We start from the raw sequence: 14,085 nt of genomic DNA, 5'->3' as shown, positions 1-14,085 counted from the left end.
TTTGTTACCCCTTTTGGTGAGAGTCCGGACCTGCGGTTCAGGACTCAAGTTCCTCGTCGATGATGTTGAACACGTCGTCGAGCGTTGCCGAGTCGAGGTCGCCCGCCGCGCTCTCCGGCTCCTTGTCGTCCCAGGTGGACAGGAGTGACCGGAGCCGCAGCCGGATGTCGCCGACCAGCGCGTCGTTCGGGTCGAGCTTGGAGATGGTGACCGTCAGCTTGTTCAGCTCGCCGAGCACCTCCGCGGCGGGTGTGCGGTCGTCGGCGAGCACCGTCGTCCGCAGGTGGGCCGCGAGTGCCGCCGGGGTCGGGTGGTCGAAGACCAGGGTCGCGGGCAGTCGCGTGCCGACCTCGGCGTCGAGCCTGTTGCGCAGCTCCACGCCGGTGAGCGAGTCGAATCCGAGTTCCTTGAAGGCCCGTTCCGCCTCGACGGCCTCCGGTCCGGCGAAGCCGAGCACGGCCGCCGTGTGGGTGCGGACGAGGTGGACGAGGGTGCGGTCCCGCTCCGCCTCGGTGAGGCCCGCGAGCCGCTGGGCGAGCGAGACCGTGCCGGGACCGTCGCCGGACCGCGCGGCCCTGCGGGCGGGTGTGGGCACCAGGCCGCGCAGCAGCGGCCGCACCTGCTCCGGGTGGGCCCGCAGCGCCGCCAGGTCGATCGCGGCGGGCACCGCCGTCGCGGCGCCGGTCGCGCGCGCCACGTCGAAGAGTGCCATGCCGTCGGCGGAGGACAGCGGGGCCATGCCGCCGCGCGCCATCCGCTGGACGTCGGCGTCGTCGAGGTGCCCGGTGATGCCGCTGGCCTCGGCCCACAGGCCCCAGGCGAGCGATGTCGCGGGCAGTCCGGCGGCCCTGCGGTGCTGGGCGAGCGCGTCCAGGTAGCTGTTCGCCGCCGCGTAGTTGCCCTGGCCCGGGCTGCCGAACACACCGGCGACGGCGGAGAACAGGACGAACGCCGACAGGTCCGCGTCGCGGGTCAGCTCGTGCAGGTGCTGCGCGGCGTCGCCCTTGGGGCCGAACACCGCGTCGACGTGCTCCGGGCTCAGGGACTCGATCACGCTGTCGTCCAGGACACCGGCGGTGTGCACGACGGCGGTCACGGGGTGCTCGGCCAGGAGCGCCGCCACCGCGTCGCGGTCGCTCACATCGCACGCGGCGATCGTGACCCGTGCGCCCGCCTCCTGAAGTTCCCGGCGCAGTTCCTCCGCGCCCGGCGTCGCCGGGCCGCGGCGGCCGGTGAGGACCAGGTTGCCGACGCCGTGGCGGGTGACGAGGTGGCGTGCGGTGAGGCCGCCGAGCACGCCGAGGCCGCCGGTGACGAGGACCGTGCTGTCGGCGGTGAACGCCGCGGGCTCGGGGGTGTGGCCGGGCTCCGCCGCGTCGGCAGGAGTCGCGAGCCGTGCCAGCCTGGCCACGGAGGCGGCGCCGTTCCTGATCGCGAGCTGCGGCTCCCCAGCGGCCACCGCGGCGGGCAGCCCGCGCAGCGACTTCTCGTCCTCGTCGACGTCGACGAGGACGAACCGCTCCGGGTGTTCCGACTGTGCCGACCGGACCAGGCCCCATGCGGGAGCGCGGACCAGGTCAGGGACGTCCTCGTCGGGCCCTGCCGCCACCGCGCCGCGCGTGAGGAGCACGAGCTGCGCGTCGGCGAACCTGTCGTCGGCGAGCCACTTCTGGAGCAGGTCGAGGGTGTCGCGTGTCGCCGCGCGCGGGGTCGTCGCGCCCTCGCCGGGCGTCACGGCCACGCGCCGGGGCACGGGCGCGCCCCCGTCGACGGCGGCGACGAGCGCGGCCAGATCGCGGTGCTCGTCGACCGGCTCGCCCGCCGCGGTGAGCGCGTGGGTGAGGCGGGCGGTGTCGCCGCCGAGCACCGCCCACGTGCCGGTGTCGGGAGCGGCGTCCCGTACGGGGACCCACTTCACCTCGAACAGCGAGTCGCGGTGGGCGGACCGGGCGAGGTCGAGCTGGTCGGCCGAGAGGGGCCGCAGGCTCAACTGGTCGACGGCGGCAACGGGTTCACCGGAGCCGTCGGCGACGAGCACCGCCACGGCGTCCACGCCGACGGGCGTCAGCCGCACCCGCAGCACCGTCGCGCCGGTCGCGAGCAGCCGCACCCCGGCCCACGAGAACGGGAGCCCGTCCGAGCTCACCCCGAGCCCGGCCGTGTGCAGCGCGGCGTCCAGGAGGGCCGGGTGCAGGCCGAAGCCCTCGCCCGTGAGGCCGTCCGGAAGCACCACTTCGGCGAACACCTCGTCGCCCTTGCGCCAGGCGGCGCGCAGGCCCTGGAAGGCGGGGCCGTGGTCGAGGCCCGAGGCGGCGACGGTGGCGTAGTGGTCGTCGACATCGACCGGTTCGGCCTCGGTCGGCGGCCAGGCGACGAGGTCGTCGGTGACGGGTTCGGCGTCGGCCGCGAGGGTGCCGGTGGCGTGGCGGGTCCAGGCGCCGCCCGCGTCTCCTCGGGAGTCCACGGTGAACGCCCGGCGGCCCGCCGCGTCCGGCCCGTCGACGCTGAGCCGCACCTGGACGCCGTCCCGCTCGGGCAGCACCAGGGGCGCCTCCAGGACGAGGTCGTCCAGGGACGCGCAGCCGACGTGGTCGCCGGCGCGCAGCGCGAGGTCCACGTAGGCCGCGCCGGGGAGCACGGGGGTGCCGAGGACGCGGTAGTCGGTGAGCCACGGGTGGGTGCGCGCGGACAGCCTGCCGCTGAACACGAGGCCTTCGGAGTCGGCGAGTTCGGTGACGGCGACGAGCACGGAGTGGTCCACGCGGCCGAGGCCGGCCGAGGTCACGTCGCCGGACGCGGTGTGTGCCGCCGTGGGCCAGAAGCGCTCGCGCTGGAACGGGTACGTCGGCAGGTCGACGCGCTGTGCCGCGGGGAGCGGCCACTCCACCCGGCCGCCGCGTGTGAACAGCGTGGCCGCCGAGGTCATGAGCCGGGCCGGGCTCCCGTCGCCGCGCCGCAGCGAGCCGACGACCACGCCGTCGGCGCCGACCAGTTCGCCGAGACCGGCCACGAGGACCGGGTGCGGGCTGACCTCGACGAAGCTGCTGAAGCCCGCTGCCACCAGCGCGGAGACGGAGTCGGCGAACTGCACGGTCCGGCGCAGGCTGCGGTACCAGTACGCGGCGTCCAGCTCGCGGGTATCCAGCCAGGCGCCGGTCAGCGGTGAGAAGTACGGCACGTCCGCGGAGCGCGGCGTCACGTCCGCGATGCCCGCGAGGAGTTCCGCCTCGATGCGCTCGACGTGGTGGGAGTGCGGGGCGTAGTCCGCCTGGACCCGCCGCGCCCACACGCCCTTCTCGGCGCAGAGGTCCACCAGTTCGTCCAGCGCGGCGGCGTCGCCGGACACGACGACGGAGGCGGGGCCGTTCACCACGCCGATGTCGAGCTGCCCGTCCCAGGGCGCGACGAGGTCCCGTACGGCGTCGACGTCGAGCGCGACGGACACCATGCCACCCTGTCCGGCGAGCGCGGTCAGCGCCTTGCTGCGCAGGACGACGAGGCGCGCCGCGTCCTTCAGGGGCAGGGCGCCCGCGACGCAGGCCGCCGCGATCTCGCCCTGCGAGTGCCCGAGGACGGCGCTCGGTTCGACGCCCCACGACCGCCAGGTGGCGGCCAGCGACACCATCACGGCGAAGAGGGCGGGTTGGACGACGTCCAAGCGCTCCATCAGGGCGGGGTCCTGGACGGCGTCGAGGAGCGACCAGTCGACGTGCTCGCCGAGGGCCTCGGCGCACTCCCGCATCCGCGCGCGGAACACCGGCGAGGACTCCAGGAGTTCGAGGGCCATGCCGACCCACTGCGTGCCGTGGCCGGGGAACACGAACACCGTGCCGGTGCCGTGGTCGCCGGCCGCGCCGGTGACGACGTTCGGTGCCTCGCGGCCGTCGGCGAGGGCGGTGAGGCCGCTGAGGAAGTCCTCGCGGTCGACGCCCACCAGCACGGCGCGGTGGTCGAAGGCCGGCCGGGACCGCAGTGTGTGGGCGACGTCGGCGACCGGCACGTCCGCCTTGTGGCCGAGCTCGTCCCGGAGCCGGGCCGCCTGCTGCCGCAGCGCCTCGCCGGACCGGGCCGAGAGGACCCACGGCAGGACGCCGGGCTCCGTGGGCTCCGTCGGCTCCGTCGGCTTCGTCGCCTCGGCGGGCGTCGGCGCGGGTGCCTGCTCGATGATGGCGTGCGCGTTGGTGCCGCTGAACCCGAAGGACGACACACCGGCACGCCACGGCCGGTCGACGGCGGGCCACGCACGCTCGTCGGTGAGCAGTTCCACGGCGCCCGCGGACCAGTCGACGTGCGGCGACGGCTCGTCGACGTGCAGGGTTCGCGGCAGGACGCCGTGCCGCATCGCCATGACCATCTTGATCACACCGGCGACACCTGCGGCGGCCTGGGTGTGCCCGATGTTGGACTTCACGGAGCCGAGCAACAGGGGCTCACCTGCGCGGTCCTGGCCGTAGGTGGCGAGGAGCGCCTGGGCCTCGATGGGGTCGCCGAGCTTCGTGCCGGTGCCGTGGGCCTCGACGGCGTCCACGTCGGACGCCTGGAGTCCGGCGCTCGCGAGGGCCTGGCGGATGACGCGCTGCTGGGAGGGGCCGTTGGGCGCGGTGAGGCCGTTCGACGCGCCGTCCTGGTTGACCGCCGAGCCGCGGATCACCGCGAGGACGGGGTGCCCGTTGCGCCGGGCGTCCGAGAGGCGTTCGACGAAGAGCATGCCGACGCCCTCGCCCCAGCTGGTGCCGTCGGCGGCGGCAGCGAAAGCCTTGCAGCGGCCGTCCTGCGAAAGGCCGCGCTGGCGGCTGAACTCGATGAACGCACCGGGTGTGGACATCACGGTCACGCCGCCCGCGAGCGCGAGGTCGCACTCGCCCGACCGCAGCGCCTGCACCGCCAGGTGCAGCGCGACCAGCGACGAGGAGCACGCCGTGTCGACGGTGACGGCCGGGCCCTCGAAGCCGAACGTGTACGACAGGCGGCCGGACGAGACGCTGGCCGCGTTGCCGGTCGCCATGTAGCCGCCGACGTCCTCGGCGGCCTCGCCGAGCACGAGGCCGTAGTCCTGCGCGTTCGAGCCCACGAACACGCCGACGCTCTCACCGCGCAGCGCCGCCGGGTCGACCCCGGCCTGCTCGAGAAGTTCCCAGGAGGTCTCCAGGAGGAGCCGCTGCTGCGGGTCCATGGCCAGGGCCTCGCGCGGCGAGATCCCGAAGAACCCCGCGTCGAAGCCGCTCACGTCCGACAGGAACGCGCCCGACGTGAGATAGGTGGTCCCGACCGCGTCCGGGTCGGGGTCGTACAGCGCCTCCACGTCCCAGCCGCGATCGGCAGGGAACTCCGTGACCGCGTCGCCGCCGGACAGGAGAACGTTCCACAGGTCCTCCGGGCTGGAGACGCCTCCGGGGTACCGGCACGACATCGACACGATCGCGATCGGCTCGTCGCTCACGCCGGAGACCGCGACCGGAGCCGAGTCCGTGGGTGCCGCACTGGCGCCGCACAGTTCGGTACGCAGGTAGGCGGCCAGGACAGCGGCCGTCGGGTAGTCGAAGACCAGGGTCGCGGGCAGGGCGAGACCGGTGGCGTCGCTGAGGCGGGCGCGCAGTTCGACGGCCGTCAGCGAGTCGAAGCCCAGGTCACGGAAGGCACGGGTCGCGGAGAAGGCGTCCCCGGACACATGGCCGAGGACGGCGGCGGCCTCGTACCGCACCAACTCAGTGAGCTGCCGCTCCTGCTCCGCCTCGTCCAGACCGGCCAGACGCCGCGCGAGCTCCGACGTACCCTGCTCGGCCGAGGAGGACCCGAACGCGGCCTGCACGTCGGGCAGTTCACTCAGCAACGGGCTGGGGCGCTGCGCCATGAAGGTGCCCGCGAACCGGGACCAGTCGACATCGGCGACGACGACGTTGCCGTCACCGCGCTCCAAGGCCGTGGCCAGACCGGCGATCGCGACCGCCGGAACCAGCGTCGACAGGCCCCAGCGCCGCAGCAGCGCGGTCTGCTCGGCGGTGGCGACCATGCCGCCGCCGCCCCACGGCCCCCAGGCGACCGCCGTGGCGGGCAGGCCCGCTGCCCTGCGGTGCTCGGCCAGGGAATCCAGGTAGGCGTTGGCGGCCGCGTACGCGCCCTGCCCGCTGCTGCCCCAGACTCCGGCGATGGACGAGAACAGCACGAACGCTTCCAGCGGCGTGTCGCCCAGGAGTTCGTGCAGGTTCCGCGCACCGTCGACCTTCGCCGCGAGCACACCGGCCAGGTCGTCCCGGTCCAGCTCCGCGAGGGTGGCCGAGCGCTCGATGCCCGCCGTGTGGACGACGGCGGTGAGCGAAGGGACGCTCTCCAGGAGCGCCCGGACCGACTCCTTGTCCGTCACGTCGCAGGCGGCGACGGTGACGCGCGCGCCCAGCTCGACGAGCTCCGCCTCCAGTTCCTCGGCGCCCTCGGCGTCCGGGCCGCGACGCCCCGCCAGTACGACGTGCTCGGCGCCGCTCGCCGCAAGCCAGCGCGCCACATGGCCGCCCAGGGCGCCGGTGCCGCCGGTCACCAGGACCGTGCCGCGCGGCGACCAGCCGGAGCCGGAGCGGGCCGCGCCGAGCGGCGCGGGCACCAGCCTGCGGCCGAGGATCACGTCGCCGCGCAGCGCGACCTGGTCCTCGCCGCTCGTCCCGGCGAGGACGGAGGCCAGCAGGCCGCCGGTCGCCTCGTCCGGCGCCTCGGGTACGTCGACCAGACCGCCCCAACGGCCGGCCTGCTCCAGGGCGGCCACGCGGCCCAGACCCCACAGCATCGACTGCTCGAACCCGGCGACGACGTCGTCCTCGGCCGCCGCGACCGCACCGGACGTCAGGCACCACAACGGCGCCTCCACGCCCGAGCGACCGAGCGCCCGCAGCAGGTCGACCGTGCCCGCGACACCCGTGGGCACCGCCGACGCGCCCACATCGGCGAGCCCCAGCAGCGAGACGACCCCGTCGAGCGCGGGCAGTTCGCTCAACTGCTCCGCCCAGTCGACTGCCTCCGGGTCCACGTCCAGGGCGTGGACGTCCGCTCCGCCCCGGGCAAGCGCCGCACGCACCCACTCCGCACGATCCTCGCCCATCGGCGCAACGACCAGCCACACACCGTCCAGTTGACGGCTCGCAGCGGCTACCGGCCGCCACTCGACCCCGTACCGCCACCCGTCGGCGACGGACCGGTCCCGCTGCTTCCTGCGCCACGCCGACAACCGAGGCAGCACCGCACTCAGCGGATCGTCCGACGACACGCCCAGCGTGCGGGCGAGATCGGCGCGCACGGACTCGCGGACGTGCCGCACCCAGTAGTCCGGCGATGCCAGCTCCTCGGCCGTGGCGAGCTGTCCGGTCAGCGTCGACACGATCGGGATCTCGGGTTCGCCGCACGCGACTCCCTCGACCACTGCACGGAAGTCGTCCAGCATCGGGTCCATGAGCGGCGAGTGGAACGCGTGGCTCACCTTCAGGCGGGACACCTTGCGGCCCTCCGCACGCCAGCGCTCCGCGACCGCCTCGACATCGGCGGCCACACCGGAGACGACGACCGAGTGAGGACCATTAACCGCCGCTACACCCACCGTCTCCGGCAAGCCCTCGGCCGTGACCTCGGCCTCCGTGGCCTGGATCGCGACCATCGCGCCACCGGACGGCAGCGCCTGCATGAGCGCACCACGAGCCGCCACGACCTTGACGGCGTCGGCCAGCGACCACACACCAGCCACATGCGCCGCAGCCAACTCACCGATCGAGTGACCAGCCAGCACATCCGGACGGACACCCCACGACTCAAGGAGCCGGAACAGCGCCACCTCGACCGCGAACAGCGCGGGCTGCGTCACCCCCGTCTCGTTCAGCGCCTCGGCATCCGCACCGAACAGCACCTCCCGCACCGACGGATCGAACCCCGCGAGCACCTCGTGCAGCGCCTCGGCGAACACCGGGAAACGAGCCTCCAGTTCACGGCCCATCCCCAGGCGCTGCGACCCCTGCCCCGAGAACAGGAAGCCCAGCCGGTGCGGCGCCGCCTCCCCCACCGCGACACCCGGACCGCCACGCCCCTCGGCGAGCGCGGCCAGGCCCGACCGGAAGTCGGCGGCATCAGCGGCGACGACCACGGCTCGGTGCTCGAGGACCGCCCGCGAGAACACCAGCGCGCGGCCCACGTCCGGCACCGACAGCTCAGGCGCCGCTTCCACGAAGGACGTGAGCCGCCCGGCCTGCTCCCGCAGCGCCTCGGGGGTCTTGGCCGAGAGGAGCCACGGCACGACCGCGCCGACCGGCAGCGGCTCCGGGACGTCCTCCCCCACGACCACGGGGGCCTGCTCGATGATGGCGTGCGCGTTGGTCCCGCTGAACCCGAACGACGACACACCGGCACGCCACGGCCGGTCCGCAGCAGGCCACGGCCGGGCCTCCGACAGCACCTCGACCGCGCCGGCGGACCAGTCCACGTGCGGCGACGGCTCGTCCGCGTGCAGCGTCCGCGGCAGCACGCCGTGTCGCATCGCAAGCACCATCTTGATCACACCGGCGACTCCGGCGGCGGCCTGGGTGTGACCGATGTTCGACTTGATCGAGCCGAGCCACAGCGGCTCACCCGCACGGTCCTGGCCGTAGGCGGCGAGGAGCGCCTGGGCCTCGATCGGGTCGCCGAGCTTCGTGCCCGTGCCGTGCGCCTCGACCGCGTCCACGTCGGACGGCTCCAGGCCGGCGGCAGCAAGAGCGGCGCGGATGACGCGCTGCTGCGAGGGGCCGTTCGGGGCGGTGAGGCCGTTGGACGCGCCGTCCTGGTTGACCGCCGAGCCGCGCACGACGGCGAGCACCTGGTGGCCGTTGCGCTGCGCGTCGGAAAGACGCTCGACGAGCAGCATGCCGACGCCCTCGCCCCAGCCGGTGCCGTCGGCGTCCGCGCCGAACGCCTTGCACCGGCCGTCCACCGAGAGCCCGCGCTGGCGGCTGAACTCCACGAACGCGGCGGGCGTCGACATCACCGTCACACCGCCCGCGAGCGCGAGATCGCACTCGCCCTTCTGCAGGGCCTGCACGGCCAGGTGCAGCGCGACGAGCGACGAGGAGCACGCCGTGTCCACCGTCACCGCGGGGCCTTCGAGGCCGAACGTGTACGAGAGCCGGCCGGAGATGACGCTCGCCGCGCTGCCGGTGCCGAAGTAGCCGTCGACGGTGTCCTGAGCGGCCGTCATCAGCCGTGTGTAGTCCTGGCCGTTGGTGCCGACGAACACACCCGACCGGCTGCCGCGCAGCGACTGCGGATCGATGCCCGCCCGCTCGAACGCCTCCCAGGAGGTCTCCAGGAGCAGCCGCTGCTGCGGGTCCATCGCCAAGGCCTCGCGCGGCGAGATCCCGAAGAGCGCGGGGTCGAAGTCCGCCACGCGATCGAGGAAGGCACCCCTGCGGGAGTACGACGTGCCGACGCCCGCGCCCTCCGGGTCGTACAGCGACTCGACGTCCCAGCCGCGGTCGGTCGGGAAGTCGGTCACCGCGTCCACGCCCGACCGCAGCACCTGCCACAGGTCCTCGGGGCTGGACACGCCGCCGGGGAACCGGCACGACATCGCCACGATCGCGATCGGCTCGTCGCTCACACCCGCGGCAGCCGCGGCGGCCGTGGGGGTAGCGGCGGCAGCTCCGGACAGTTCGGTACGCAGATAGGTGGCCAGGGCGGCGGCCGTCGGGTAGTCGAAGACCACGGCGGCGGGCAGGGCCACGCCCGTCGCCTCGCTGAGGCGGGCGCGCAGTTCGACGGCCGTCAGGGAGTCGAAGCCGAGGTCGCGGAAGGCGCGGGTGGCCGAGAAGGCGTCGCCGGACGCATGGCCGAGGACTGCGGCGGCCTCGTACCGGACCAGTTCGGTGAGCTGCCGCTCCTGCTCGGCCTCGTCCAGTCCGGCCAGGCGCTGGGCGAGCGCCGAGGTGGCCTGCTCGGCCGGGGCGGTGGCGAACGCGGCCTGTACGTCGGGGAGTTCACCGAGGAGCGGGCTGGGGCGCTGCGCCATGAAGGTGCCCGCGAACCGGGACCAGTCGACGTCGGCGACGGTGATCTGTCCGTCGCCGTGGCCGACGGCCGCGCCGAGACCGGCGAGCGCCGCGTCGGGGGCCATCGTCGTCAGGCCCCTGCGGTGCAGTCGCGCGGCCACGTCCGCACCGGCGTCCTCGACCATGCCGCCGTCGGCCCACGGGCCCCAGGCGACGGCGGTGGCGGGCAGGCCCGCGGCCCTGCGGTGCTCGGCCAGGGCGTCGAGGTAGGCGTTCGCGGCGCCGTAGGCGGCCTGACCGCCGCTGCCCCAGACTCCGGCGATGGACGAGAACAGCACGAAGGCGTCCAACGGCGTGTCGCCCAGGAGTTCGTGCAGGTTCCGCGCGCCGTCGGCCTTCGCCGCAAGCACGTCGCCGAATGCGGCGAGGTCGCCCGGGTCGAGGTCGGCGAGGGCGGCGGAGCGCTCGATGCCGGCCGTGTGGACCACGGCGGTGAGCGCGGGGACGCTCTCCAGGAGCGCCGCGACAGCGTCCCGGTCCGCCATGTCGCAGGCGGCGAACGTGGCGCGCGCGCCCAGCTCGACGAGTTCCGCCTCCAGGGCGGCGGCGCCTTCGGCCGCGGCACCGCGACGGCTCACCAGGACGACGTGCTCGGCGCCGTGTGCCGCGACCCAGCGCGCCACATGGCCGCCCAGGGCGCCGGTGCCGCCGGTCACCAGGACCGTCCCGCGCGGCGACCAGCCCTCTGCGGCGGCAGCGCCGAGCGGCGCGGGCACCAGCCTGCGGCCGAGGATCACGTCGCCCCGCACGGCGAGTTGGTCCTCGCCGCCCGTGTCCGCGAGCGCCTTGGCCAGCAGGCCCCCTGTCGTCCCGTCCGGCGCCGCGGGTACGTCGACCAGTCCACCCCAGCGGTCAGGGTGCTCCAGGGCGGCAACCCGGCCGAGGCCCCACAGCATCGACTGCTCGATTCCGGGGACCGCGTCGCCCTCGGCCGCTGCCACCGCGCCCGACGTGAGGCACCACAACGGCGCGGACACGTCCGCGTCACCCAGGGCGCGTAACAGACCGATCGTGGCCGCGACACCCGTGGGCACCGCCGACTCGCCCACATCGGCGAGCCCGAGCAGCGAGACGACCCCGTCGAGCGCGGGCAGCTCGCTCAACTGCTCCGCCCAGTCGACTGCCTCCGGGTCCACATCCAGGGTGTGAACGTCGGCTCCGCCCCGGGCAAGCGCCGCACGCACCCACTCCGCACGGTCCTCGCCCATCGGCGCCACGACCAGCCACACACCGTCCAGTTCACGGCTCGCAGCGGCTACCGGCCGCCACTCGACCCCGTACCGCCACGCATCGGCGACAGACCGGTCCCGCTGCTTCCTGCGCCACGCCGACAACCGAGGCAGCACCGCACTCAGCGGATCGTCCGACGACACGCCCAGCGTGCGGGCGAGATCGGCGGCTCGGGGCGATCACCGCGCAGCGCGGGTACGAAGGCGGCCTCCGGCGCCGTGAGCTGCCCGAGACCGGACAGCACTCCGCCGGGGCCGACCTCGACGAACACGTCGGCGCCCTGCTCGCGCAGCGTCACGACGGCGTCGGCGAAGCGCACGGACTCGCGCACGTGCCGCACCCAGTAGTCCGGCGATGCCAGCTCCTCGGCCGAGGCGAGCTGCCCGGTCAGCGTCGACACGATCGGGAGCGACGGCTCTCCGTACGACACGCCCTGAAGGACCGTGCGGAAGTCGTCCAGCATCGGGTCCATCAACGGCGAGTGGAACGCGTGACTCACCTTCAGACGGGTCGCCTTGCGGCCCTCCGCACGCCAGCGCTCGGCAACCGCCTCGACATCGGCGGCCACACCAGAGACGACGACTGAGTGAGGACCATTAACCGCCGCAATACCCACCGTCTCCGGCAAGCCCTCATCAATCACCTCGGCCTCGGACGCCTGGATGGCAACCATGGCGCCACCGGTCGGGAGCGCCTGCATCAACGCACCACGCGCCGACACCACCTTCACCGCATCCGAAAGCGACCAGACCCCGGCCACGTGCGCGGCCGCCAGCTCACCGATCGAGTGGCCCGCCAGCAGGTCGGGGCGCACACCCCACGACTCAAGGAGACGGAACAACGCCACCTCGACCGCGAACAACGCGGGCTGCGTCACCCCCGTCTCGTTCAGGGCGTCGGCGTCCTCGCCGAACAGAACGCCACGTACCGAAGGATCAAAGGCGGCAAGGACCTCGTCCAGCGCGTCCGCGAACACCGGGAAACGAGCGGCCAGTTCACGCCCCATGTCGAGCCGCTGCGACCCCTGCCCCGAGAACAGGAAACCCAGCCGGTGCGACGCGGCTTCACCGACGACGACGCCCGGGCCGCCACGCCCTTCGGCGAGCGCGCTGAGCCTGTCGAGGGTGGTGGCGCGGTCCTCCGCCACAAGCACGGCGCGGTGCTCGAACAGGGAGCGGGTCGTGGCCAGGGAGAAGCCGGTGCCCGCCGGGTCGAAGTCGGTGGCGGCCGCCACGGCGGACCGGAGTCGGTCGGCCTGTGCGCGCAGCGCGTCGGGAGTGCGGGCGGACAGCGCCCAGGGTGTGACGGCGACGGCCGACGCGTCGGTGTCCGTCGTGGGCCGCGGGTCGGTGGCGGGCGTCTCCTCCTGGGCGGCGGGTGCCTGCTCCAGGATGACGTGGGTGTTCGTGCCGCTGACGCCGAACGAGGACACACCGGCGCGGCGCGGCTCGCCGGTCTCCGGCCACGGCTGTGCCTCGGTGAGCAGGGCCACGGTGCCGGCCGACCAGTCGACGTGGCTGCTCGGCTCGTCGACGTGCAGGGTCTTGGGCAGCGTGCCGTGCCGCATCGCCATGACCATCTTGATGATGCCGCCGACACCGGCCGCCGCCTGGGCGTGGCCGATGTTCGACTTCAGGGAGCCGAGCCACAGGGGGCGTTCGGCGGTGCGCTCGGCGCCGTAGGTGGCGATGAGGGCGTGTGCCTCGATGGGGTCGCCGAGGGTGGTGCCGGTGCCGTGCGCCTCGACGGCGTCGACCTGGGCCGGGGTGAGTCGCGCGCTCGCCAGGGCCTGGTTGATGACTGTCTGCTGGGAGGGGCCGTTGGGCGCGGTGAGGCCGTGGGACGCGCCGTCCTGGTTGACCGCGGAGCCGCGGACCACCGCGAGGATCGGGTGGCCGTTGCGGCGGGCGTCGGACAGGCGCTCCACGAGGAGCATGCCGACGCCCTCGCCCCAGCCGGTGCCGTCCGCGCTGTCGGAGAACGCCTTGCAGCGGCCGTCCACGGACAGGGCGCGCTGCCTGCTGTACTCGACGAACGTGCGCGGCGTGGCCATGAACGTGGCGCCGCCCGCCAGGGCGAGGGAGCACTCCTCACGACGCAGCGCCACCATCGCGAGGTGCAGGGCGACCAGCGACGAGGAGCACGCCGTGTCCACCGTCACCGCGGGCCCGACGAGGCCGAGGGTGTAGGCGATGCGGCCGGACGCGATGCTGCCCGCGCTGCCGTTGGCGAGGAAGCCCTCGAAGCCTTCGGGCGCCTGCGGCAGCCGCGTCGCGTAGTCGTTGTACATGACGCCCGCGAAGACACCGGTCCTGGTGTCCTTGGCCTGTACGGGGTCGATGCCCGCGCGCTCGAACGCCTCCCACGACGTCTCCAGGAGCAGTCGCTGTTGCGGGTCCATCGCCGCGGCCTCGCGCGGGCTGACCCCGAAGAACGCCGGGTCGAAGCCCGCGGCGTCCTGGAGGAAGCCGCCGTGCCGGGTGATGGACGTGCCCGCGTGGTCCGGGTCGGGGTCGTAGAGCGTGTCGGCGTCCCAGCCGCGGTCGGCCGGGAACTCCACCACGGCGTCCCCGCCGTCGGCGACGAGCTGCCACAGGTCCTCGGGCGAGGCCACGCCGCCGGGGTAGCGGCAGCTCATCCCGATGATCGCGATGGGCTCGTGCTCCCGGTCCTCTACCTCGCGCAGGCGTCGGCGCGTGTTGCGCAGATCGGTGGTGGCCCGCTTGAGGTAATCGCGGAGCTTGTCCTCGTTCTCCATCTGGCGTGTACTCCTTACGGCGGTGCGGACGTGTGCGTCTCGGTC

At 74.1% G+C, this 14,085-nt stretch carries 2 protein-coding genes; both read right to left on the bottom strand.

Features of this window, described 5'->3' with window-relative positions:
- Positions 1-37 precede the first annotated feature (37 nt).
- The gene (locus OO63_RS41985; protein WP_428835922.1) at positions 38-10,993 is read right to left on the bottom strand and encodes a type I polyketide synthase; all 10,956 of its coding nucleotides are present in this window, start codon (positions 10,991-10,993) and stop codon (positions 38-40) included.
- Between the two features lie 410 nt (positions 10,994-11,403).
- Positions 11,404-14,040, bottom strand: a complete 2,637-nt coding sequence (locus OO63_RS47350) for a type I polyketide synthase (protein WP_051810489.1) — start codon at positions 14,038-14,040, stop codon at positions 11,404-11,406.
- Between the last annotated feature and the right edge of the window lie 45 nt (positions 14,041-14,085).

It is taken from the genome of Streptomyces alboflavus (assembly GCF_000716675.1).
In the GTDB taxonomy this organism is placed as follows: domain Bacteria; phylum Actinomycetota; class Actinomycetes; order Streptomycetales; family Streptomycetaceae; genus Streptomyces; species Streptomyces alboflavus.
Note: the sequence above shows the minus strand (reverse complement) of the source record. Positions and strands in the feature narration are given on the sequence as shown.